Annotated in this window: 25 protein-coding genes; 11 read left to right on the top strand and 14 right to left on the bottom strand. The window is 67.8% G+C overall.

Going from position 1 to position 22,774, the window contains the following annotated elements:
* Positions 1–138: 138 nt before the first annotated feature.
* The gene (locus tag ACP156_RS05880) at positions 139–330 is read left to right on the top strand and encodes a hypothetical protein (RefSeq protein ID WP_425050373.1); all 192 of its coding nucleotides are present in this window, start codon (positions 139–141) and stop codon (positions 328–330) included.
* Positions 327–1,283 carry an NAD(P)-dependent alcohol dehydrogenase gene (locus tag ACP156_RS05875; protein WP_425050372.1) on the top strand — a complete coding sequence of 319 codons (957 nt, stop codon included), beginning with the start codon at positions 327–329 and terminating at the stop codon, positions 1,281–1,283. The genes ACP156_RS05880 and ACP156_RS05875 overlap by 4 nt, the downstream gene beginning before the upstream one ends.
* 77 nt (positions 1,284–1,360) lie before the next feature.
* Here the strand turns inward: ACP156_RS05875 and mltG are convergent, their stop codons facing one another.
* The 6 genes from mltG to ACP156_RS05845 form a co-directional block, all read right to left on the bottom strand.
* Positions 1,361–2,524: an endolytic transglycosylase MltG gene (gene mltG, locus ACP156_RS05870; protein WP_425050371.1), complete on the bottom strand. Its 1,164-nt coding sequence runs from the start codon at positions 2,522–2,524 to the stop codon at positions 1,361–1,363.
* Positions 2,524–3,783 (bottom strand): beta-ketoacyl-ACP synthase II, encoded by a 1,260-nt coding sequence (fabF, locus tag ACP156_RS05865; RefSeq protein WP_425050370.1) that lies wholly within the window; start codon positions 3,781–3,783, stop codon positions 2,524–2,526. The genes mltG and fabF overlap by 1 nt, the downstream gene beginning before the upstream one ends.
* Positions 3,784–4,010: 227 nt before the next feature.
* A complete protein-coding gene (locus tag ACP156_RS05860; protein ID WP_425050369.1) occupies positions 4,011–4,247 on the bottom strand; it encodes an acyl carrier protein in 237 nt (78 codons plus the stop codon).
* Positions 4,248–4,433: 186 nt separating this feature from the next.
* On the bottom strand, positions 4,434–5,171 hold the full coding sequence (fabG, locus tag ACP156_RS05855) for a 3-oxoacyl-[acyl-carrier-protein] reductase (RefSeq protein WP_425050368.1): 738 nt from the start codon (positions 5,169–5,171) through the stop codon (positions 4,434–4,436).
* A gap of 176 nt (positions 5,172–5,347) precedes the next feature.
* Positions 5,348–6,289 carry an ACP S-malonyltransferase gene (gene fabD / locus ACP156_RS05850; RefSeq protein WP_425050367.1) on the bottom strand — a complete coding sequence of 314 codons (942 nt, stop codon included), beginning with the start codon at positions 6,287–6,289 and terminating at the stop codon, positions 5,348–5,350.
* 115 nt (positions 6,290–6,404) lie between these two features.
* Positions 6,405–7,022 (bottom strand): hypothetical protein, encoded by a 618-nt coding sequence (locus ACP156_RS05845; protein ID WP_425050366.1) that lies wholly within the window; start codon positions 7,020–7,022, stop codon positions 6,405–6,407.
* Between the two features lie 238 nt (positions 7,023–7,260).
* On the opposite strand from ACP156_RS05845, the gene rpsF reads away from it, so the two are divergent.
* From rpsF to rplI, 3 genes are read left to right on the top strand one after another with little or no spacing between them, the layout of a single operon-like run.
* Positions 7,261–7,614, top strand: coding sequence for a 30S ribosomal protein S6 (rpsF, locus tag ACP156_RS05840; protein ID WP_425050365.1), 354 nt, complete (start codon positions 7,261–7,263; stop codon positions 7,612–7,614).
* Positions 7,615–7,630: 16 nt separating this feature from the next.
* A complete protein-coding gene (gene rpsR / locus ACP156_RS05835) occupies positions 7,631–7,858 on the top strand; it encodes a 30S ribosomal protein S18 (protein WP_005608650.1) in 228 nt (75 codons plus the stop codon).
* Positions 7,859–7,869: 11 nt separating this feature from the next.
* Positions 7,870–8,511 (top strand): 50S ribosomal protein L9, encoded by a 642-nt coding sequence (gene rplI / locus ACP156_RS05830; RefSeq protein WP_425050363.1) that lies wholly within the window; start codon positions 7,870–7,872, stop codon positions 8,509–8,511.
* 87 nt (positions 8,512–8,598) lie between these two features.
* On the opposite strand, the gene ACP156_RS05825 is transcribed toward rplI, so the two are convergent.
* Positions 8,599–9,021 (bottom strand): globin domain-containing protein, encoded by a 423-nt coding sequence (locus ACP156_RS05825; protein ID WP_425050362.1) that lies wholly within the window; start codon positions 9,019–9,021, stop codon positions 8,599–8,601.
* Positions 9,022–9,162: 141 nt separating this feature from the next.
* Between ACP156_RS05825 and ACP156_RS05820 the strand changes: the two genes are divergently transcribed.
* Positions 9,163–10,158, top strand: a complete 996-nt coding sequence (locus ACP156_RS05820) for a Hint domain-containing protein (protein ID WP_425050361.1) — start codon at positions 9,163–9,165, stop codon at positions 10,156–10,158.
* Positions 10,159–10,245: 87 nt separating this feature from the next.
* Here the strand turns inward: ACP156_RS05820 and tig are convergent, their stop codons facing one another.
* From tig to ACP156_RS05805, 3 genes are all read right to left on the bottom strand, one after another.
* On the bottom strand, positions 10,246–11,574 hold the full coding sequence (tig, locus tag ACP156_RS05815; RefSeq protein WP_425050360.1) for a trigger factor: 1,329 nt from the start codon (positions 11,572–11,574) through the stop codon (positions 10,246–10,248).
* A 328-nt stretch (positions 11,575–11,902) separates the two neighbouring features.
* Complete coding sequence (locus tag ACP156_RS05810; RefSeq protein ID WP_425050359.1) at positions 11,903–12,757, bottom strand: type IV pili methyl-accepting chemotaxis transducer N-terminal domain-containing protein; 855 nt, start codon at positions 12,755–12,757, stop codon at positions 11,903–11,905.
* 58 nt (positions 12,758–12,815) lie between these two features.
* Positions 12,816–13,454 carry a PaaI family thioesterase gene (locus tag ACP156_RS05805; RefSeq protein ID WP_425050358.1) on the bottom strand — a complete coding sequence of 213 codons (639 nt, stop codon included), beginning with the start codon at positions 13,452–13,454 and terminating at the stop codon, positions 12,816–12,818.
* On the opposite strand from ACP156_RS05805, the gene ACP156_RS05800 reads away from it, so the two are divergent.
* Together ACP156_RS05800 and ACP156_RS05795 are read left to right on the top strand one after the other, a co-directional pair.
* Positions 13,453–14,331: a diacylglycerol/lipid kinase family protein gene (locus tag ACP156_RS05800; protein WP_425050357.1), complete on the top strand. Its 879-nt coding sequence runs from the start codon at positions 13,453–13,455 to the stop codon at positions 14,329–14,331. The genes ACP156_RS05805 and ACP156_RS05800 overlap by 2 nt on opposite strands.
* A 6-nt stretch (positions 14,332–14,337) precedes the next feature.
* A complete protein-coding gene (locus ACP156_RS05795) occupies positions 14,338–15,162 on the top strand; it encodes a metallophosphoesterase family protein (RefSeq protein ID WP_425050356.1) in 825 nt (274 codons plus the stop codon).
* Here ACP156_RS05795 and ACP156_RS05790 read toward each other — a convergent pair.
* Positions 15,159–15,608, bottom strand: a complete 450-nt coding sequence (locus ACP156_RS05790; protein WP_425050355.1) for a GFA family protein — start codon at positions 15,606–15,608, stop codon at positions 15,159–15,161. The two genes, ACP156_RS05795 and ACP156_RS05790, sit on opposite strands and share 4 nt — an antisense overlap.
* 119 nt (positions 15,609–15,727) lie before the next feature.
* On the opposite strand from ACP156_RS05790, the gene ACP156_RS05785 reads away from it, so the two are divergent.
* Both ACP156_RS05785 and ACP156_RS05780 read left to right on the top strand, forming a co-directional pair.
* Positions 15,728–16,534, top strand: a complete 807-nt coding sequence (locus tag ACP156_RS05785; protein WP_425050354.1) for a helix-turn-helix domain-containing protein — start codon at positions 15,728–15,730, stop codon at positions 16,532–16,534.
* A gap of 60 nt (positions 16,535–16,594) precedes the next feature.
* Positions 16,595–17,509, top strand: a complete 915-nt coding sequence (locus tag ACP156_RS05780) for a DMT family transporter (protein ID WP_425050353.1) — start codon at positions 16,595–16,597, stop codon at positions 17,507–17,509.
* Here the strand turns inward: ACP156_RS05780 and ACP156_RS05775 are convergent.
* Complete coding sequence (locus ACP156_RS05775) at positions 17,475–18,146, bottom strand: thiamine diphosphokinase (RefSeq protein ID WP_425050352.1); 672 nt, start codon at positions 18,144–18,146, stop codon at positions 17,475–17,477. The genes ACP156_RS05780 and ACP156_RS05775 overlap by 35 nt on opposite strands.
* A gap of 139 nt (positions 18,147–18,285) precedes the next feature.
* Between ACP156_RS05775 and ACP156_RS05770 the strand changes: the two genes are divergently transcribed.
* On the top strand, positions 18,286–21,042 hold the full coding sequence (locus ACP156_RS05770) for a hypothetical protein (RefSeq protein WP_425050351.1): 2,757 nt from the start codon (positions 18,286–18,288) through the stop codon (positions 21,040–21,042).
* A gap of 187 nt (positions 21,043–21,229) precedes the next feature.
* On the opposite strand, the gene ACP156_RS05765 is transcribed toward ACP156_RS05770, so the two are convergent.
* Both ACP156_RS05765 and ACP156_RS05760 read right to left on the bottom strand, forming a co-directional pair.
* A complete protein-coding gene (locus ACP156_RS05765) occupies positions 21,230–21,451 on the bottom strand; it encodes a DUF2842 domain-containing protein (RefSeq protein ID WP_425050350.1) in 222 nt (73 codons plus the stop codon).
* On the bottom strand, positions 21,451–22,743 hold the full coding sequence (locus tag ACP156_RS05760) for an adenylosuccinate synthase (protein WP_425050349.1): 1,293 nt from the start codon (positions 22,741–22,743) through the stop codon (positions 21,451–21,453). The genes ACP156_RS05765 and ACP156_RS05760 overlap by 1 nt, the downstream gene beginning before the upstream one ends.
* Positions 22,744–22,774 lie beyond the last annotated feature (31 nt).

Here is a 22,774-nt window from a genome sequence, read left to right as displayed (position 1 = left end):
GGTCAAGAAGTTTATCGTTTTCAATTGGTTACAGGACCGCGCGCTAACCCTCCCTTAACCATCGCGCCCCCAGTTGACCTGCGTCATGGACCCGGCCCATCGTCGGCATAGCCTCGGTCCGGGGAAAGGAGGCACACCATGTCACTGAAACACAAGCGCAAGGAACTGACCGGGCTGGTCGGCGCCATCGGCGTCGTCGTCGCCCTCGCGGGCTTCGTCGGAGGTTACATGACCCCCGCCGCCACCATCGTATGGACCTTCGGCGTCTGGGTCGTCGGCACGATGCTGGTTCGCGTCTTCACCGATCCACCGGACGGCCCGCACGGATGAGAGCCTGCGTCCAGCACGGCTATGGCGGTCCCGAACGGCTTGAACTGACCGACCTGCCCCAGCCCAACCCGGCAAAGGGCGAGATGCGCCTCCGCGTCCTCGCCTGCGGGGTCAACCTGTCCGACTGGGAATACCTCACCGGCGCGCCGTTCTACGCCCGCCTCGTCGGCGGTCTCATGAAACCGAAACGACCGGTCCTCGGCTCCGACACGGTCGGCATCGTCGAAAAGCTCGGCCCCGGCGTCACCGGCTTCGCGCCCGGAGACCGGGTCATGGGAGATACCGTCATGACCCGTGGCGGCTTCGCCGAATATGCCTGCGTCCCAGCCGCCGCGATGACCCACGTGCCCGACGCCCTTTCCGACGACATCGCCGCCTGCCTTCCGCAACCCGGCGGCATCGCCATTGCGGGAACAGAGAACGTCGCGGCAGGCCAAAGGCTCCTGATCAACGGCGCCGGCGGCGGCTCCGGCCCGCTGGCCCTGCAACTGGCGAAGGCTGCCGGTGCCCATGTGACGGCGGTCGACAACGCCGGCAAACTCGACTGGCTGCGCAGCCTCGGCGCAGACGCGGTGATCGACTACCGCCAGCAGGACTTCACCGCGACCGGCGCGCGCTGGGACCGCATCCTCGACATGGTCGCCACCCGTGGCCCGCGCCGCATCGCCCGCGCCCTGTCCCCCGGCGGCATCTACCGCGCCGTAGGCGGCGACGTCCGCGTCCTGCTTGCCCTCCTCGCCGGAGGTCTGGCCACCCGCACGCAGGGCAAATCCATCGGCATGCTGCTGGTCCCCTCCGGCCGCGACCTCACCCGCCGCGCCGCCACCCTCGCACTCGAAGGCAAGCTGACGCCCCGCATCGAAGCCGTGCTGCCGCTGGACGCGGTGCCCGAAGCGCTCGCCCGCACCGGACGCGGCGAGGTTCGGGGCAAGATCGTCATCCACCCGACCTGACGGCAAGCGGCCCCCGAAGAACAAAAAACGCTGAAGACCAAAGGCCCCCGGCGCTCTTCGTTCCATTTGCGACCGGCTCAGTTCCCCGAGCGTTCCGCCTCGATCTCGCGCCACTTGGCGACGTTCTCGTTATGCTCCGCCAGCGTTTCGGCAAAGGCGTGCCCGCCCGTCCCGTCCGCCACGAAGAACACGTAGGGCGTCTCTTCCGGGTTCATCGCCGCCTCAAGGCTCGCGATGCCGGGGTTGGCGATCGGAGTCGGCGGCAGCCCGTCGATCACATAGGTGTTGTACGGCGTCTCGGCCCGCAGCTCGCTCTGGCGGATGCCGCGGCCCAGAACGCCCTGCCCGTTGGTGATCCCGTAGATCACCGTCGGGTCCGTCTGCAACCGCATCCCCTGCTCCAGCCGGTTCACGAAGACCGAGGCGACCTGCCCCCGCTCTTCCGGAACCCCGGTCTCTTTCTCGACGATAGAAGCAAGGATCACGGCCTCTTCCTTCGTCTCGAACGGCAGGTCTTCCGCCCGGTTCTGCCACGCGGCGTCGATCCGCTCTTCCTGCCGCGACCGCATCAGCTCCAGCAAGGTGCTCCGGTCGTCGCCGGTCGCAACCTCATAGCTGTCGGGCGCCAGATAGCCTTCCGGCGGGATCTCGTCGACCGCACCGGTCATCACGTCCACCTCGCGCAGACCGGACACGATCTGCCAGCTGGTAACGCCCTCGGCCACCACGACGCGGAACCGGGTGCCGGTCTGGTCGCGATACTGCTCGTACAGCTCGACCTCGGACCCGGTCTCGACCTCGGTGGGATCGAAATTCACCAGTTCCACGAAGCGGTTGGTCGCCGGGTCCAACTCGCGCACCTGGATCGTCTCGTGGTTCACACCGATCCGGTACACCACCTCGGTGCCGCAGGTATTGCGACCGCTGGCGGTGACCGTTTCGACGATCTCATCCATCGAGGCGCCGACCGGGATCAGGAAGTTCCCGGCCTTCAGGTCACCCGACTTGTCGCTGTAATCCGCCCCGATCCGGAAGATCCGGGCATTCGTCACCGCGCCCTGCCCCGCCAGATCCTCCGCGACCGACGTCATCGTCGCGCCGCTTTCCACCTGCAGGCAGATCGGCTCTGACAGCGGCCCTTCGGCAAGGTACTGCGACCGGCCCCAGCCGATCACCCCCGCCGCCGCGACGCACAGCACGATCAGCAGCGTCAGACCGTTGGAAGCGACCGATTTCCACATCAGGTCGGCGCCCCCAGAACCAGCGAGGCGTTGGTGCCGCCAAAGCCGAACGAGTTCGACAGCGCCACCTTCACCTCACGCGCCCGCTTGGCGTTCGGCGCAAGGTCCAGCTTCGACTCGACCGCCGGGTTGTCGAGGTTGATCGTCGGCGGCGCCACCTGGTCGCGGATCGCGAGGATCGAGAAGATCGCCTCGATCGCCCCCGCCGCACCCAGCAGGTGCCCGGTGGCCGACTTGGTCGACGACATGGTCGCCGCGGACGCCTTGTCGCCCAGCAGGCGCTCGACAGCCGCCAGTTCGATCGTGTCCGCCATCGTCGACGTGCCGTGCGCGTTGATGTAATCGACGGCCTCGGGCGCAAGACCCGCCCGCTTCAGCGCCGCCTGCATCGCCCGGAACCCGCCGTCGCCATCCTCGGACGGCGCCGTGATGTGATAGGCGTCGCCGGTCAGGCCATAGCCCAGCACCTCGGCATAGATCTTCGCACCGCGCTTCACCGCGTGCTCGTATTCCTCCAGCACCACAACGCCCGCGCCCTCGCCCATGACAAAGCCGTCACGGTCGGCGTCATAGGGCCGGCTCGCCTTCTCGGGGGTCTCGGCATATTTCGTGGACAGCGCCTTGCAGGCGTTGAACCCGGCGATCCCGATCTCGCAGATCGACGATTCCGCGCCGCCCGCGACCATCACGTCCGCATCGCCCCACTGGATCAGCCGCGCCGCGTCGCCGATGGCGTGCGCCCCGGTCGAACAGGCGGTGACGACCGCGTGGTTCGGACCCTTGAAGCCATAGCGGATGCCGACCTGCCCCGAGACAAGGTTGATCAGCGCGCCGGGAATGAAGAACGGCGACACGCGGCGCGGCCCCTTCTCCATCAGCAGTTTGGTGGTGGCCTCGATCGACTGCAGGCCGCCGATGCCAGAGCCGATCATGACACCGGTCCGCAGGCGGTCTTCCTCGTCCTCGGGCGTCCAGCCCGCGTCCGCAACCGCCTGATCGGCCGCCGCCATGCCGAACAGGATGAAGTCGTCCACCTTGCGGCGTTCCTTCGGCTCCATCCAGTCATCGGCATTGAACGTGCCCTCGGTGCCGTCACCAAGCGGCACTTCGCACGCATAAGTGGTGGCCACCCGGCTCGCATCGAACTTCGTGATAGCGCCGCCGCCGGACTTGCCGTCCAGGATCCGCGCCCAGGTTTCCTCCACACCGCAGGCCAGCGGAGATACCATCCCCAGCCCGGTCACGACCACTCGCCGCATTGCTCTACCTCATGTCGTTCCGCCGCCACCTGATACACAACGGCACCTTGCGTGGGCAAGGCCCAGCGTGCCTGTATCCTGCGCGGATCGCCGCCCGCCGGTCACGGGGCCCGCCGACATCCGGCAGGGCTCCGGCCGCGGTGCCATCACGGGCGGCCAATGCGAAAAAGGCGCCCGGCCGGGGGCGCCTTATACGTTTCGCTCGTCCGTCGGTTGCGGACGGGACCTCAGTCCGTGTTCTGCGAGATGAACGAGACCGCGTCGCCGAAGGTCTGGATCGTCTCGGCGGCGTCGTCCGGGATCTCGATGCCGAACTCTTCTTCGAAGGCCATCACCAGTTCCACGGTGTCCAGGGAGTCAGCGCCCAGGTCGTCGATGAAGGAAGCGGATTCGACCACCTTCTCTTCTTCCACGCCGAGGTGTTCCACCACGATTTTCCGTACGCGCTTTTCGACGTCGCTCATCTTATTTCCTCGTTTCCTACCCGGGTTCCACACCCGCTTATTATGTGCTGCCCCATCGGGCCCTCACCATTGCCTGCCGCCAAGCAACAGTTGCCGGTTTTCCAAGGGATACCAGCCAAATTGTGCGCCGCCTATAGCATATCGCCGCACAGAGGCAACCGGTTTCTCCCTTGCCGTACCGGCCGTTCAGAACATGGCCATGCCGCCGTTGACGTGCAAGGTCGCACCGGTGACATAGCCGGCCTCGGGGCTGGCGAGATACAGCACGGCGGCGGCGATCTCTTCGGGTTCCCCCATCCGGCCCGCCGGCACCTGCCCGAGGATTGCCGACTTCTGGTCGTCGGTCAACTTGTCGGTCATCGCGGTGGTGATGAAGCCCGGCGCGACCACGTTCGCGGTCACGCCCCGGCTCGCCACCTCGTAGGCCAGCGACTTGGTCATGCCCACCAGACCCGCCTTGGCGGCGGCATAGTTGCCCTGACCCGGGTTGCCGGCCGCGCCCACGACCGACCCGATCGAGATGATCCGGCCCCAGCGCGCCTTCATCATGCCGCGCAGGCAGGCCTTGGTCAGCCGCATCGAGCTGGTCAGGTTGACCTCCAGCACGCTGTCCCATTCCTCGTCCGACATCCGCATGAACAGGTTGTCGCGGGTGATCCCGGCGTTGTTGACAAGAATGTCCACCGCCCCCATCGCCTCGGCCGCCTGCTTCGGCAGCGCCGCAACGGCGTCGCGATCGCTCAGGTTGCACGGCAACACGAAGGCGCGCTCGCCCAGTTCGGCGGCCAGCGCCTCCAGCGGCTCGGTCCGGGTGCCCGACAGGCCCACGGTCACGCCCGCGCCGTGCAGCGCCTTGGCGATGCCGCCGCCGATCCCCCCCGAAGCGCCGGTGATCAGCGCCGATTTCCCTGTCAGGTCGAACATGAGGTCCCTCCGGTCTCGTAAGTTGCGCCCCGGTTAGCAGCGCCCGATGCGTTTTGCCAGTGCATAGGACGCCCCGCGCCGCACAGGCCGGGACCGTCCCCTGGTTCTTCTCTTTCCAAATACCTCGGGGGAGTCGCGAAGCGACGGGGGCAGAGCCCCCCAGCCGGCGCCGCGTCCTACCCCTTCAGGGCAGCCGCTGCGGCCTGAACCTCTTCCGGCGTGCCCACGGTGTTCGTCGCGACCGACCGCTCGATCCGCCGCACCATGCCGGTCAGCGCCTTGCCCGCGCCGATCTCCCACGTCTCGGTGACGCCCTGCCCGACCATCCACGCCACCGACTCGCGCCAGCGGACCGACCCGGTCACCTGCTCCACCAGCAATTGCCGGATCACTTCCGGCTCGCTGACCGCCTCGGCGCGGACGTTGGCGACGACCGGCACCTTCGGCGTCGCGATCTCCACCTGTGCCAGCGCATCGGCCATCACCGCCGCCGCCGGCGCCATCAGCGCACAGTGGAACGGGGCGCTCACCGGCAGCATCACCGCCCGCTTGGCGCCCGCCTCCTTGGCAAGCTCCACCGCACGCTCGACCGCCGCCTTGGCGCCCGAAACGACCACCTGCCCGGGATCGTTGTCATTCGCCGCCGCGCAGACCTCCCCCTGCGCCGCCGCCTCGGCCACTTCGGCGGCCTTCGCGAAATCCAGCCCCAGCAGCGCCGCCATCGCGCCCTCGCCCACCGGCACCGCCTCCTGCATCGCCGTGCCGCGCGTGCGCAGCAGCCGCGCCGTGTCCGCGATCGAGATCGCGCCCGCCGCCGCAAGCGCCGAGTATTCGCCCAGCGAATGCCCCGCCACGAAATCCGCCGCATCGACCGTCACGCCCTCGGCCTTCAGCGCCGCCATCGCAGCCAGCGAGGTCGCCATCAGCGCGGGCTGGGCGTTCTTCGTCAGCGTGAGTGTCTCGATATCGCCGTCCCAGATCAGCGCGCTCAGGCTTTCGCCAAGCGCCGCGTCCACCTCGTCGAACACCGCCTTCGCGGCCGGATAGGCCTCGGCCAGCGCCTGCCCCATGCCGATTGCCTGGGCTCCCTGTCCCGGAAAGATGAATGCGCGCGCCATGCCGCCCCCCTCGTCTGGTTGTGCTGAATGTCTGACTGCGCGCGCCAATACAGCGCCACGACGCGCCATGCAATCTCGGCGGTCATCCGCGGGTCCGCGATGCCTCGGGCTTGGGTCAGGTCATTTCCTGCGGCGCCAGCGGCGGGAACACGCTGCGCGCCCGTGCGCCGTTGCCCTGCACCGGGACGATTTCGCGCCGCACCACCGGCAGCACGTCCCGCATCAGGCGGTCGCTTACGCCGATCAGCGCCTCGCGCCCCGCCACCGCCACGGCGACCGTTTCGCCCGACCGCAGCTTCAGCCACAGACCCGGCATGTCGCCCTCACGCCGGATCGCGCTGCCGCCCACCTCGTCGAACCGCAGGTCGTCGATAATCCACGCACCGCCGCCGCCGTCATGGAAGCCGAACCGCAACTCGCGCCGGCGAAGGTCCACCTGAACCTCGTAGGCGCGGCGCACCCTGACCCATCGCAGCCCCAGCCGCAGCGCGCCCATCACCAGCAGGCACAGCACCGCCTTCAGCGCCAGCCCGCCCGGCAACAGCAAGGCGATCGCCGCGCACAGCGCCACCGCTCCGGCGCGTATCCCCGACACCGCCCGTTCCGGCAGCGCCCCGGTGGGGTGCGACGAGCGGATGATGTAGCCCCAGCCCGTATCCGATACGGTCAGCGGCGGTCGGCGAAGCGCGTCTGGCGTCAGGCTGGACGGAAGCTTTATGGAGAAGTCGGGCAAGCGAGGTACTCGTGTCAGTCGTCTTGAGTGGCCTCGACAGCGCTAAGACCCGATTGGGGCGGCATTTCGACCGGTCCGGGGGTTTTCCGGGAAGGCTTGCATCGCGCCCCCCGCGCTGTATAAGGCGGCTTCCCTTCGCGAACGTCACGTTAATCGGCGCAGACTCTCGTGGACCGGCCAGCGAAGGGACAATCCGGCCGGACCTATGAAATGCGCCCGCGACAGAAATGGAGTGAACATGCCGCTTTACGAGCATGTATTCATTGCGCGTCAGGACCTGTCCAACGCGCAAGCCGAAGGTCTCATGGACCACTTCGAATCGGTACTCACCGACAACGACGGCAAGGTCGTCGACAAAGAGTACTGGGGCGTGAAGACCATGGCCTACAAGATCAACAAGAACCGCAAGGGCCACTACGCCTTCCTGCGCACCGACGCCCCGGCGCCGGCCGTTCAGGAGATGGAGCGCCTGATGCGCCTGCATGACGACGTGATGCGCGTCATGACCATCAAGGTCGACGCCCACGAAGAGGGCCCGTCGGTTCAGATGCAGAAGCGTGACGACCGCGAAGGTCGCCGTGAACGCCGCTAAGAGAGGAGCTTAACCCATGGCCGCGAAACCGTTTTTCCGCCGTCGCAAGGTGTGCCCCTTCTCCGGCGAGAACGCACCCAAGATCGACTACAAGGACACCCGTCTGCTGCAGCGCTACATCTCCGAGCGTGGCAAGATCGTGCCCTCCCGCATCACCGCCGTCTCGGCGAAGAAGCAGCGTGAACTGGCCCGTGCCATCAAGCGCGCCCGCTTCCTCGCCCTGCTGCCCTACGCCGTGAAGTAAGGAGCAAGACAATGGATGTCATTCTTCTCGAACGCGTGGCGAAGCTCGGCCAGATGGGCGACGTCGTCAGCGTGAAAGAGGGCTATGCCCGCAACTTCCTGCTGCCGCAGAAGAAGGCCCTGCGTGCCTCGAAAGAGAACATCGCCGCCTTCGAAGGCCAGAAAGCCCAGCTGGAAGCCCAGAACCTCGAAACCAAGAAAGAGGCCGAGGATCTGGCCGCGCGTCTCGACGGCCAGAAGTTCGTCGTGATTCGCTCCGCCTCCGATGCCGGCTCGCTGTACGGTTCGGTCACCCCGCGTGACGTCGAGGCAGTGGCCGCCGACGCAGGCCTGTCGATCAGCCGCAAGCAGGTCGTCATCGGTCACCCGATCAAGGAACTGGGTCTGCGCGACGTCACCGTCGTTCTGCACCCCGAGGTCGAAGCCACGATCACCCTGAACATCGCGCGTTCCACCGAGGAAGCCGAGCTTCAGGAATCGGGCAAGTCGATTCAGGAGCTGGCCGCCGAAGAGGAAGCCGCTGCCGAGTTCGAGATTTCGGAACTGTTCGAAGACATTGGCGCCGCCACGTCGGACGACGACGACCTGACCGTCTCGACCCCGGAAAGCGACTCGACCGGCGACGACCAGCCGGATCTCGACGAAGACAAGTAATCTTCTCTAGATCAAGACATTACGGGCCGCGCCTTATCCAAGGCGCGGCCCGTTTTCTTTGGCTGACCCGATCGTCGACAGCCGCCTCTAGTCCGGAATGTCGCCCGCTTTCACCATCGCGTCCTTAAGATCGGCATAGGCCGCGCGCCAGGCGGTCTCGACGTCCGCGCCAAGGTCCTCGCCCATGACGCTGCGCAGCGTCTCGATCAGGGCCTCTTCCATCGGCCCGAACATCTCGGCGGTCACCCCCATCCGACGGTGGTGCTGGCCAAGTTCCTCGATGCGCCCGGCCACCGCCTGCGGCACCTCGATCCCGTCCAGAACCGTCTCCATCGTCGTCATGAACTTCATCCCCTGACCGGCGATGTCGTCTTCGCGGAACATCGCGCGCAGGTCGGGCCTGAGCGCGAACAGTCTTTCGTAGAACTCGGTCGAGGCCGGCTGCAGCTTCGGTCGCATCTTGTCGAAGCTCCACCGGATCAGCGCAATCTGCTCGTGGCTCACAGGCATGGCATCCCCCATCTGTCGGCGTCGTCCCCAGCCTAGGATCACACCCCGCCCGCTTCCTTGATCCACCTCAAGAAGCGGCCATCCGCATTCATCGGGCGTTAAGCACAAATCGGCGACTGTGCGTGGGAAAGGAGCCCCGCGATGTCCCGCACCGTCTATGCGCTCGATACCGAATTCGCCGTGGCGTCGGGCGGCAACGTGAACGACGGCACCGGCACCAGTTCGTTCGACGCCCCGCCCGGCGCGACGCATGGGCTGGCCATCGACCTGCCGGACCGGAACCGGCTGGGCTTCGGCGCCGGCGACCGCGTGCGGCTGACGCTGGGCGACGTGCCCTTCCCCGACGCGACGGTGATCCGTGCCGACCGGCTGTCGGGCGGCGCGCCCGCGCTGGTGTTCGAAGCCATCGACCCGCAGGGCGATCCGGCGCAGGTGGTCTGGACGCCGGGGTTCGACCTTGCCGGCTGGTACGCGGCCAAGGCGGACGACGGCCCCGCGCCAGTGTTCCGCTCGCGCGACGCCGGGGCTCCGCGACCCGTCTGCTTTGCCCGCGGCACCCGTGTGGAAACGACCCGTGGGCCGATCCCCGTCCAGTACCTGCGCCCCGGCGACCGCCTTCTGACCGTGGACAACGGCCCCCAGAAGTTGCTGTGGTGCGGTTATCGCAGACAGGTCGGGCTTGGGGTCTCTGCCCCGGTCGTGTTGGAGCACGGCGCGCTTGGCAATGTCGCGCGGCTGGTGCTGTCGCAGGACCACCGCGTGATGCTGCGGCATCCGCTGGCGGAATTGGGCTTCGACAGCCCCGAGGTTCTGGTGCCCGCCGGGGCGCTGGTCAACGGCCGCAGCATCCACATCGCGGCGATGCGGCACGTGATCTATCACCATCTGCTGCTGGACCGGCACGAGGTGCTGCTGGCGCAGGGGGCAGAGGCCGAGAGCCTGCACCTTGGCGACGACACTCCGGCGGTGCTGGCCCGTACCTACCGCGCCCTGCCGGACAGCCTGCTTCCCAAGGGCGCGGCCACGGCCTTCGCGCGCCCGACATTGACCTTTGCCGAGGCGCGCGGCCTCGCGGTCGAAATCGGCATCGCCGCCGGTCCGGTCCCGCAGCCGCCGCGCCTGCTGATTGCCGCGTGATCCGGCGACCGTGCCGAAACGCCAACCGCCAAGCAAAAGGGCCGCCCAATCGGACGGCCCCTTGCGATCAATGTGCCCTAAGGCAGATCAGTCGTCGCTTTCCAGCGACTCGACCGCCTTCTGCAGGTCTTCCTTGCTGACCGGCTTTTCCGAGACTTCGGCCAGTTCGAATACGTAGTCGACGACCTTGTCTTCGAAGATCGGCGCCTGGATCTGCTGGCGCATCTGCGGGTTCTGCTGCACGAACTCGAAGAACTGGCGTTCCTGGCCCGGGTACTGGCGCGCCTGCTGCATGACCGCCTGGGTCATCTCGGCGTCGGTCACCTGGATCTCGGCTTTCTGGCCCAGTTCGGCAAGCAGCAGACCAAGGCGCACGCGGCGCTCGGCCAGCGTGTTGTGCTCGTCGGTCGGCTCGATCTCGCCATGGTCGTGGCCGTGATCTTCCGGGTGATCCTCGTGGTACAGCTGGTGGGCGATCTGCTTCGCCTCGGTTTCGACCAGCGTCGGCGGCAGGTCGAACTTCACCATCTCGTCCAGCGCATCCAGAAGCTGGCGCTTCATCACCGCGCGGGCGGCCTGGCCGTATTCGGCTTCCAGACGCTCGCGGATCTGGCCCTTCAGCGCGTCGAGGTCTTCGGCGCCGTATTTCTTCGCCAGCTCGTCATCGACGGTGGCGGCGACCGGGGCCTTCACTTCCTTGACGGTGCAGGCAAAGACGGCGTCCTTGCCGGCAAGGTGTTCCGCGCCGTATTCCTCGGGGAACTTCACCTCGACGTTCTTCTCGTCGCCGGCCTTCAGACCGACAAGCTGCTCTTCGAAGCCCGGGATGAAGCTGTTCGAGCCCAGAACCAGCGGATAATCCTCGGCGGCGCCGCCTTCGAATTCCTCGCCGTCGACCGAGCCTTTGAAGTCGATGACGACCTGGTCACCGTCTTCCGAAGCGCCGTCCTTGGCTTCGAAGTTCTGCGCGCTGGCGGCCAGCGATTGCAGAGCTTCCTCGACAGCCTCGTCCTCGGCGGCGACGGTCATCTTTTCCAGCTTGATCGACTTGGCGTCGACCTCGGGGATCTGGGGCAGCGCTTCGTAGGTCATCTCGACCTCGACGTCGTCGCCTTCTTTCCAGTCCTCGTTGGTCATCTTGACCTGCGGCTGCAGCGCGGGGCGGTCGCCCGAGTCCTCGAAATGCTTGGACATCGCGCCGTCGATGGCTTCCTGCATCGCTTCGCCCATGACCTGCTGGCCGAACTGCTTCTTCAGCAGCGCCATCGGCACCTTGCCCTTGCGGAAGCCCTTCATCTGGACCTCGGGCTGCGCCTCGGTGAGCTTCGCGTTGACTTTCTCGTCCAGCTCGGCGGCGGTCAGCGTGATCGAGTAGCCGCGCTTCAGACCTTCGTTCAGGGTCTCGGTGACCTGCATATCGTCCTCATTCTCCCGTGGGGCCGCCGGAAAAGGGGTCGCGGCCCGCGCAAAATCAGACGCCCTAATAGGCCCCGCGCGGTAGCTTCGCAAGTCGAAATGGCCCGTTCCCGGTCCGGTGCGCGACCGCCGATTTCAGGCCCGGGCCGCGCCGCCGCCGGCCGCGCCGATGTCGCGCGATCCGGCCAATGGCGCCCTGCCCGCACGGGCCCGCCGCATTCCGCGACCGGCGCGGTCCTCGGGCCGCGTGCCACCATCGCCGCCAACCCGCGCCGGGACGCCTTGCAACCGCCTATGGGGTAACGGTTTCCGGCACCCGCTGGCGTGCCTACAGCGCCTCGTACATGCCGACCGCCACGTTGGCCTCTTTCAGGACGGTGTCGAGGTTCGCCGAAAGCGCGCCCAGTTCCTCGGCCGACAGCGGCGTTCCGTTCGCGGCCTTGGTCAGGATCTCGCGCATCGGGACCCAAAGCCCTGCCACCTTTTCAAGCTGTGCCTTCAGCTCTGGCGTCGGCGCCGGATCGAGGCCAAGCGCGCCGTTGCCGTCGATCAGCCCGACCTGCGAGTCGTCGAACAGGGCAATCGTCGCTTTCAGCGAGGCCGCGTTCAGCGGCGCGTCATAGCCCGCCGACATAAGACATGCCTCTGCCAGCGCGCGCTGGGTCAGCATGCGCTGCCGCCCCGACACGTTCAGCGCACGCGCAAGGAAAGGATCGACCGAGGTATCCGCGTTCATGGTTTCCAGCGCCACGACCACCTTGTGCGTCGCCAGCAGCATCGGCAGCGCCTTTTCCGACACCTGCCCCAGCGTGGCGGGCGTTTCCAGCGTCACCTCCATCGCGGACAGGTAGTCCTTCCAAAGCGTGTCCGCCCCGGCAAGCGCGATCAGAACCGAAGTGTCCCCCTCTGCCGCGATACCAAGGTCGGCATCGCCAAGGCGCAGCCCCGCCAGCGCGGTTCCAAAGCGGTCGGCGGCGGCGCGGGCGAGGTCGGCGTTCTTTTCCACCTCGATCCCCTGCGCGGCCAGACAGACCTTGCCCGCGATGCGCTGCGACAGCATCCGCTGTGCGCCTGCGATGTTGATCTTGCGCTTGGCGTCCACCGAGTCGCCGATGGCAAGCGCGGGCTGTCCAAGGCCGGCAAGGCCAAGGATCACGGTCAGGGTCGTCAGGATACGGGGCATGGGACCTCCTAGGGCGCGGAACACGTCCCCCGATTAGCCCCGAAGGTTTAACCCCCCGTTACCCCGCGCCGCCCTTCCGGTACCGGAACACGCCCGTCGCGGTCGCCAGTAGCGCGCCGGTGTCGTCATGTACGGTGGCCTCGGCGAAGAACGAAGACCGCCCGCCGCCCGTGCGCCGCCCTTCGGCGATCAGCGTCCGCCCGGTCGCGGGGGCCAGAAAATTCACCGTCATCGACAGGGTCATCACCAGCTGCCGCCGGTCCGGGTCGCCGGTGTAGCTGCCGGAAAAGCCCATCGCGGTATCCATCAGGACGCCGTGCAGCCCGCCATGCACGATGCCATAGCGGTTCATGTGCTGGTCGCCCAGATCCAGTTCGACCCGCGCATAGCCCTCGGCCCAGCCGACCAGCCGATACCCCACGAGGTCGCGAAACCCGTGCGTTGCTTCGATCAGCGCCGGGTCCACCCCCGGCAGCCCGTCCTCGGCCATGCGCATTCCCTTCGTCAGCACTCCCGCGATTGTGTCCCCGGTCGTGACGTCATGTGCAACCCCGCGGGAACATCTCGCCGCGCCGCCGCGTTCCAGAACCGGAAACAGACCGCCATGGAAAGGCACCGCCTTGGAACTCCCCCGCAGCGAGACCTTCGCCCCCGGCGACATCGCACCCGCCTCGCGCGGGAAGGTCGTCGCGATCATGAACCCGAAATCCGGCCGCGATGACGAAGATCAGGTCAGCGCGGCGCTGAAAGCCTATCTCGACAGTCTTCCCGACGGAGAGCTGCGCCTTGTGGGCAGCCGCTCGATTCAGCAGATGGCGCAGGACGCGGTCGACGAAAACGCGGCCACGGTGATCGCCGTGGGCGGCGACGGCACGATCTCGGCGGTGGCAGAGACGCTGGCGGGCACCGACACCACGATGGGCGTGATCCCGGCGGGCACCTTCAACTATTTCGCGCGCGGCCTCGGCATCCCCGAGGATCTGGACGGCGCGATCGACGTCCTGCGCACCGGCACCCCGCAACCCGCCGCCTTCGGCCGGATCAACGGGCGGCTGTTCCTGAACAACTGCTCGATCGGCATCTATTCGATGATCCGCCGCCAGCGGGAAGAAATCTACCGCCGCTTCGGCCGCAGCCGCGCCGCCGCCTACTGGTCGGTGATCACCGCGATGTTGCGCCTGTACCGCCGGATGCGCCTGACCGTCACCGTCGACGGTGTCCGCCACGAGCTGAAAAGCGCGCTCGTTTTCGTGGCCAACAGCGACTACCAGATCGAGGAGTTCGGGCTGGAAGGTTCGGACGCGGTGAAGAACGGTCGCCTCGCCGTCTACGTCTCGCGCGACCGGGGCCGCTGGCACATGATCAAGCAGGCGGTCCGGCTGGTCGTCACCGGCATGCGCAAGGGCCGCGACTTCGAGCTGTTCACCGGCAGCGACATCACCATCGAAACCGACAAGCCCTTCCGGCACGTCGTCCGCGACGGCGAGATCGCCCGGATGAAGGCGCCGTTCACGATTACCCGCAACGACACGGCGTTGCAGGTCATAGCCCCGGCGCGGAACCGTCCTACATAATACCCCATGACGCGACTGATTCACCTGTCCGACCTGCACTTTGGCCGCGCCCGGCCAGAGCTTCTGGCGCCCCTGCTGCAGGCCGTCACCGCCGCGAACCCCGACCTTGTCATCGTCTCGGGCGACCTGACCCAGCGCGCCCGCTCTGCCGAGTTTCGCGAGGCCCGCGCGTTCCTCGACCGGATTCCCGCGCCTTGGCTGGCAGTGCCCGGCAACCACGACGTGCCGCTTTATAACCTTGGCGAGCGGGTGCTGCGGCCCTACCGCAAGTACACCCGCTGGATCAGCCCGGTCCTCGCGCCCGCCTTCGTGAACGAGAAGGTCGCGGTCGTCGGCTGCAACACCGTCGACCCCCACCGCCACCAGCGCGGGCGGATCCGCAGCCGCGATCTGGACCGCCTGTGCCGGATCTTCGACGAGGGCCCGCGCAACCGGCTGAACATCTTGTTCGCCCACCACCCGTTCGAGCAGGAAGACGATGTCGACAAATCCCTGATGAAACACGCGGCCAGCGGGCTGCGGCGGCTGACGGCGTGCAACACGCATGTCGTGCTCTCCGGCCACCTGCACCGCTGGCGCGCCGGGCCGTTCCTGACCGGCACCCGGTCCGAGGGGCCGGTGCAGGTCCATTCCGGCACCAGCCTGTCGTCCCGCCTGCGCGGCGAGGTGAACGACTTCGCCCGGCTCGACGTCACCGCCGACACGCTGGACGTCACGCGGATGGTGGTTCAGGACGCGACGCTGGCCTTCGCCGAGGCCGACCGGATCAGTTTCCGCCGGGGCGCGTCCGGCCTGTCGCCGCTGACCGAGCCAAAGCCGGAATACGCCTAGGGCGTCTCGGCGGCGCAGGGCGCATAGCTGGACGATGTCTCGCTGCTGTCGGGCAGACCCAGCACCGCGAACGGCGCGCGCGAGCGGGTGAAGACCTCGCGCCCCACGTCATACCAGAAGCTTGGCGGATCGAAGGTGCCGCCCGCCACGCCCGTTCGCCCCGGGAACAGCTCCAGCACCCACATCAGCGTGGTGCCGCACTCTGGGCAGAACTGTGTGGCGAAAGACCGCCCCGATTCCGACTGGAAATGATAGCCGCGCGGGACGCCTTGAAGGATCTCGATCCGGTCGCTGTCGAAATAGACCGACACCCCGAAGGCCGAGCCGGTCCTGAGCTGGCAGTCGCGGCAGTGGCACACCGCCGTCTTGGCGGGCATCCCCGTCGTGCGATAGCGGATCGCGCCGCAGTGGCAGCCGCCCTCGTGCGTTTCCGCATCACCGTCCATTCGCGCCTCCCTTGCCCACGCTCCAGACAACCGCACCGGCGACCGCAGGACAACCCGCGCCGCTTTCCCGTTGCACAGGGTGCAACGCCCGGCCCATGCTTTGCCGCAAGGAGGACCCGATGAAGGAACCGCAGGTCAAGTCCATCGCCGCGCTCGCCCGCGGGCTCGAGGTGCTGCAACTGCTGCAAAGCTCGGGCGCGCTGACCCTGCACGACCTGCACCGGCTGTCGGGCATCCCCAAGGCCTCGCTTCTGCGCATCCTGAAGACGCTGAAGGAAAAGGGCATGATCTGGCAGCGCATGGTCGACGCGGCCTATGTGCCATCCTACTCGCTGTCGGAACTCGCCAGCCGCATGGACCGCGAGCACGAGCTGATGGAAGTCGCCTCGCCGATCCTCGAGGCCCTGTCGGACGAGGTCAAATGGCCCTCGGTCCTAGCCGTGCCGCGCCTGTCCTACATGGAGGTCATCGAGACGAACGCCCGCCGCGCCTATTTCGGGGACATCCCCCTTGGCCCGGCGGGGTTTCAGGTCAACATGCTGCGCTCGGCCTCGGGGCGGGCCTATATCGCCTTTTGCGAGGACGCAGTGCGCGAGGCGATCCTTGAACGCCTGCGCCGCTCGGAACGGCCCGGTGACCGGCTGGCGCGCAGCCCGGACTACGTGGCCCGCGTCCTGTCCGAAACCCGCGCGCAGGGCTACGGCATGCGCGACCCCGACTTCGGCGGCAATTTCGACGAGGGCCGCGCCAAGGTCGACGACGCGCGGGATTCGCTGGGCGTTCCGATCCGGCTGGGTAACCACGTGCCGGGCGCGATCAACATCACCTGGTCCCGCCGCGTGTTCCGGCGCGAGGCCGCGGCCGAGATCTTCGCCGCCCCCGCGATCCGCGCCGCCGAGGACATCGCCCGCCGCCTGTCGGACTGACCGCGCGCCCGGACCCAAGCGCCCTTCCCTTCCCCGCAGCAGCCGCCTAAGCCTGCCCCCATGAACCCCGACCGCCCCCTTCTTGGCATCCTCCTGATGCTGGCCTTCTGCCTGCTCGCGCCGCTTGGTGACGCGTTGGCCAAGCTGCTGGGCAGCGTGGTGCCCCTGCTGCAGATCCTTGTCGCCCGCTTCGCGATGCAAGCGCTGATCCTCTATCCGCTGGCGCGCCGCAACGGATCGCCCTTCGCCCTGCCCGCCCGTGTGCTGTGGCTGACCGCCCTGCGCACCGTGCTGCACGTGGCCGGAATCGCGGCGGTGGTGATCGCGCTGCGGTACCTGCCGCTGGCCGACGCCATCGCCATCGCCTTCGTGATGCCGTTCCTGATGTTGCTGCTGGGCTGGCTGGTGCTGGGCGAACAGGTGGGCCCCCGCCGCCTAGCCGCCTGCGCGGTGGGGTTCGCGGGCACGATGATGGTGGTGCAGCCCAGCTTTGCCGAGGTCGGCGCCCCGGCCCTGTGGCCGCTGGCGGTGGCGGTGATCTTCGCGTTGTTCATGCTGGTGACCCGCACCATCGCCAAGGCCGCCGACCCGGTGGCGCTGCAGGCCGTCAGCGGCGTCATGGCCTGCGTCGTGCTGTTCCCGGTAATCGTCGCCGCCGATGCGATGGGATCGCAGGGAGTGGCCCCCGCCGACCTCACGTGGAACCAGATGTGGCTGCTGGCGGCGATGGGCGTTGTCGGCACCGTGGCGCACCTTGTCATGACGTGGTCGCTCCGCTTCGCCCCCACATCGACCCTCGCGCCGATGCAGTATCTCGAAATCCCCTTCGCCACCCTGATCGGCTGGATCGTGTTCCGCGACCTGCCGGACGGGCTGGCCGCTGCCGGCATCCTCGTGACCATCGCGGCGGGGCTTTACGTGATCTACCGCGAACACCGGGTCAGCCGCCCGAAAGTGTCCGGACCACCTGTGTAAGCGCCGCGCGCGGCAGGATCATCAGCATGCCCGGCCCGTCCAGGTCCAGCTCGACCGGACCGCCCGCGACCTCGTTCGATGTGCCGGACCGTCCGGCGGGCGCGAACCCGATCCCGTCGATCGGCCAGCGCAGGCCACGGCTGCGCCCCGTCACCGGCGCCATCGGAAACAGCGACACCCGGCTGCCTTCGGGCAGGTCCAGCCGCAGCGCGGGCGGCGCGTGGAATGCGACGTCGTGGGTGCCCAGCACCACCGCCGCGCCCGCGCCCGCGCGACGCCGCGCCAGCACGTTGTAGACCGCCAGTTCGTGATCCAGCCGCGCGCCGGTGAAGCCCACCGCGATCACCAGCGGCGCGGAAATGTTGGCAAGGCACTTGTCGAAGTCGGTGCTGTCCTGCTCGGCGATTTCCAGAACCGTCGCGGGATCAAGCTGCGCGCGCAGGCCGGGACCAAGCGAGTCCATGTCGCCAATCACCGCCCGGGGCGTATGCCCGCCCTCCATCGCGCGCGCCGCGCCGCCATCGGCCGCGACAAGGAACGGCGCAAGCGCAAGCGATTCCTGCAACCGGTCGCTTTCCAGCGGGGCGCCCCCCACCAAAGTTACCGGCACCTGTGATTGGACAAACGGATTTTTCATGCGATTGTTAATGGGATATTTGGGGTTAGGCCACAATCTGACCCAGAAAAAATACCGCAATAACCTCTGTTCTGTTCCGAATTCGGAACCACCGCATGGTAAATATGTTCGTGTTGAACGGGGAGAAAGCGATACTCTTATGGTTAACGCCAGCAAAATCCTGACGGTATCCTACGGGACCTTTTCCTGCACGCTCGAGGGCTTTGACGAGCCGTTCTCGACGATGAAATCCATCGCGGAATATTTCCGCGACCTGGCCGCGGACGACCGCTATTTCGGTGCCGAACCGCCGACGCCGGACGCCGAGATGCTGCACCGCATCGCCGAGCGTGAGATCCAGCGCCGGGTCGAGGCGCGGGTAGAAAAGAACGGCATCCTGCTGCGCCCGGCGGACGACGCCGATACCGATGTCCCCCAGCAATCGCAGGACGTTGCCGAAGCCGCGCCCGCTGCCACCCCCGCCCCCGCCGCGATGGGCGCCGCCCCGATGGTCGCCGCGACCGTGGCCGCCTCTGTCGCCGCCCGCGCTGACGCTGCCCCCGAAGCGCCGGCCGCGACCGCCGCGCCGGCTGCCGCACCCGAAGCGCCCGAGACACCTGCCGAACCCGTCGACCCGCACGCCGAAACGGTGGCCGAGAAACTGCGCCGCATCCGCGCCGCCGTGGCCCGCGCCCAGACCGAGCCGCAGCTTGCCTCCTCCTTCGCCGAGGACGAGCGCCCGGAACTGTCGAACGCTCCGGTCGAAGACATCCTGACCGCACCCGCCGAGGAAGAGACTGACGAGGAAGAAACCGCCGTCGCCGACGAATCGGCCGCCGATGACGAGGGCATGCTCGATGCCGTCGCCGCCGCGGAACTGGGCGTTGTCCCCGCCGATGTGACCGCGGACGAGGCGGACGAAGAAGACCTCGTGTCCGAAGCCGCCGAGGACGATACCGCCGCTGAAGAAACCGCCGATGACGTCGCCGGGGATCTCGACGACGAGCCGGCGATGGAAGACCTCGCCGCCATGGGTTTCGAGGCCGAAGCCGCCGTGCCCGCCGAACTGGCCGAAACGCCCGAGTATCAGCCGGACCTCAACGCGGACGACGAAGACGAGGCCGTCGCCGTCTCTGACGCGTGGACCGAGGCCGAAGACCCCGCCACCGAAGATGCGCTGGCCGCCTTCGGCATGCCCGACGACGAACTGACCGAGGACGAGGCGGAAGACATTCCCGCCGCGACCGACATGCCTGACATCTCGGAAGCCTTCGCCGTCGAGGCGGACGAAGACGAGACCGCCGAGGACGAAGCCGAAGAAATCGCGTTGGAACTGCCGGAAACCGCTGGCATCGAACTCCCCGAGGCCGTGGCCGAGGCCGAAGAAGAGACCGCCGAAGATGAAGCCTCGTTCGAGGATGAAGGTTTCGACGTCGAGACGCTGGACCTTGGCGCGACCGAAGACGAAGGCGAGGAAGAGACTGCCGAAGCCGCGTCCGAAGTGGCCGAGGCCTACGAGGAAGACGAAGACCTCGCCGACATCGAACTCGACCTGAACGAAATCCTCGGCGCCGCGCCCGAAGCGGAAGCGATCGAGGATGAGGATGAGGACGAGGTCGAAGAGACCGCCGAAGCCGACGACCGTCTGCCGCCGCTGTCGCTGACCCCGGCAGAGCGCATCGACGAGGAAGACGCCGCCGAGGACGAAGATGAAGCCGAGGCGCCCCGCGTCCGCGTCCTGAAAATGTCGCGCGAGGAATTCGACGCCCAGTATGTCGAGGAAGACGCCGAGGTTCAGGACCTGACCTCGCTGGACGACGACGAAGCCGCGCCGCTGAGCGACCGCGACGAAATCCGCGCCGCCCTTGGCGACACCGGCCTGTCCGAGGACGACGAAGCCGACCTGATCGACGAACTGATGCGCGCCGGGCAGGACGACGAGGCGACCGACGAAGACGGTGCAAGCCACCGCGACGCCGTGGCCGCCGACCTTGCCGCCGCCGCCGCCGAGGTGCAGCGCCACGCGGACGACGAAGGCACCGACACCGAGACCCCGCACGAGGCCGAAACCGGCGACGTGCCCGTCGACCGCCTGCTGGCGCAGGCCGACAGCGAACTGCGCAACAACGACAGCAAGCGCCGCCGCTCGGCCATCGCCCACCTGAAGGCCGCCGTGGCCGCGGTGCGCGCCGATGGCGGACGCGCCGCCAACAAGCGCGAGCGCGAAGCCGAACGCGCGATGAACCAGTACCGCGACGACCTTGCCAGCGCCGTTCGCGCCCCGGCCGGTCCCGCGCTGACCGACGAGACCGCACAGGACGAGACCCCGCGCCTGGAAGAGACCGAGATCGAAGACCGCCAGCCCGAGCCGATGGCCGAAGCGCTCAAGCCCGAGCCTGCCGCCGACCGCCCCTCTGGGCTGCGCCGTCCGACGGTCAGCACGTCCGACGACGCCCCGCGCCGCAAGCGCCCGATGGCGCCGCTGATGCTGGTGTCGGAACAGCGCATCGACCGCTCTGAAGCTGCCGACGCCGAACAGGCCGCGCGCCCGGTGCGCCCGCGCCGTGTCCGCGCCGAAGACGTGGACGCGACCGAGGCTGCCGGTCAGGGCGACGTATCGGAAGACGGCTTCAAGGCCTTCGTCGACCGGACCGCGCCGGACGGGCTGCAGGAACTGCTTGAAGCCTCGGCGGCCTATGCCGGCGCGGTGCAGGGCGAAAGCTCGAACTCGCGCCCGCAGATCATGAGCCGTGTCGCCCGCCTTCTGCCGGACGGCGCCTTCAGCCGCGAAGACGGTCTGCGCGCCTTCGGCGTGCTGCTGCGCGAAGGCCGCATCCTGCGGGTCGAGCGTGGCCGCTTCACGGTCGCGCCGAACAGCCGCTTCAATGACGCTCAGCGGCGGTCCGCCGCCGGCTGATCCAACCTATTTCAAGGTGTTCGTGTGCTTGTGTTATCACAAGCCAACTGGGCGGAGTGTGCGAACACTCCGCCTTTTTTCTTGCCCGCAGATCGCCCGCAAGGGTCGCAGGAAAGCTCGGCAAGCCACAGAAATTTCTAGAAATTTCTGCGCCACACGATCTTCTGGAAGATCGTGTGAGCCGGCATCAGTCTTCGGCGTCGGGATCAGCCTTGCCCACACCCTTGAAGATCGGCCGCGCAAGAAAGGCCCAGATCACGCCAAGCCCGACGTAGATCGCCAGTTCCAGCAGGAATGGCGGCCGGTCGAACAGGCCGACAAGCGTGACCGCCAGCACGATGTAGACCGGCAGTCCCACCAGCAGCCACAAAAGCGACAGCCGCCGCCGGGCCTTGTAGCTCAGCGCCATCAGTCGGCGAACGGGTCGGTGACAAGGATGGTGTCCTCGCGCTCGGGCGAGGTCGACAGCAGCGCAACCGGGCACTGGATCAGTTCCTCGATCCGGCGCACGTATTTCACCGCCTCGCCCGGCAGATCGGCCCACGACCGCGCCCCGGCCGTCGACTCGGACCAGCCCGGCATCGTCTCGTAGACCGGGGTGCAGCGTGCCTGCGCCTCGGCGGCGGTCGGCAGATAGTCCAACGTTTCGCCGTCCAGTTCGTAGCCGGTGCAGATCTTCAGTTCCTCGAACCCGTCCAGCACGTCCAGCTTGGTCAGAGAGATCCCGCTGACGCCCGAGGTGGCGCAGGTCTGGCGCACCAGAACCGCGTCGAACCAGCCGCAGCGGCGCTTGCGTCCCGTCACGGTGCCGAATTCGCGGCCCCGCTCGCCAAGGCGCTGGCCGTCGGCGTCGTCCAACTCGGTCGGGAACGGGCCCTCACCGACGCGGGTGGTGTAGGCTTTCACGATACCCAGCACGAAATCGATGGCGGTCGGGCCAAGGCCGACGCCGGTGGCGGCCTGCCCGGCAATCACGTTCGACGAGGTCACGAACGGATAGGTGCCAAAGTCGATGTCCAGCAGCGCGCCCTGCGCGCCTTCGAACAGGATGCGCTTGCCGGCCTTGCGCTGCTCGTTCAGCACCTTCCAGACCGGGGCGGCGTATTCGAGGATCTTGGGCGCGATCGCCCGCAGGTCGGCCAGCAGGCGCGCACGGTCAACCGGCTCCAGCCCCAGCCCGCGCCGCAGCGCGTCGTGGTGCACCAGCGCACGGTCGACGCGCTTTTCCAGCGTCTCGTCGTCGGCAAGGTCGGCGACGCGGACGGACCGGCGGCCCACCTTGTCCTCGTAGGCCGGACCGATGCCGCGCCCGGTGGTGCCGATCTTGGCGACCGAGTTCTGCGCCTCGCGCGCGCGGTCCAGTTCACCGTGGATCGGCAGGATCAGCGGCGTGTTCTCGGCGATCATCAGCGTCTCGGGGGTGATGTCGACGCCCTGCCCGCGGATCGAGTCGATCTCGTTGATCAGGTGCCACGGGTCCAGCACGACGCCGTTGCCGATCACCGACAGCTTGCCGCCGCGCACCACGCCCGAGGGCAGCGCGTTCAGCTTGTAGACCTCGCCGTCGATCACCAGCGTATGGCCGGCGTTGTGCCCGCCCTGAAAGCGGCAGATCACGTCTGCCCGCTCGGACAGCCAGTCGACGATCTTGCCCTTACCCTCGTCGCCCCACTGGGCGCCCACGACGACGACGTTGGCCATAGCCATTCCCCTCGATATCAGAAACCGGAGT

This window comes from Psychromarinibacter sp. S121, from assembly GCF_049801035.1.
Classification (GTDB): Bacteria; Pseudomonadota; Alphaproteobacteria; order Rhodobacterales; family Rhodobacteraceae; genus Psychromarinibacter.
Note: the sequence above shows the minus strand (reverse complement) of the source record. Positions and strands in the feature narration are given on the sequence as shown.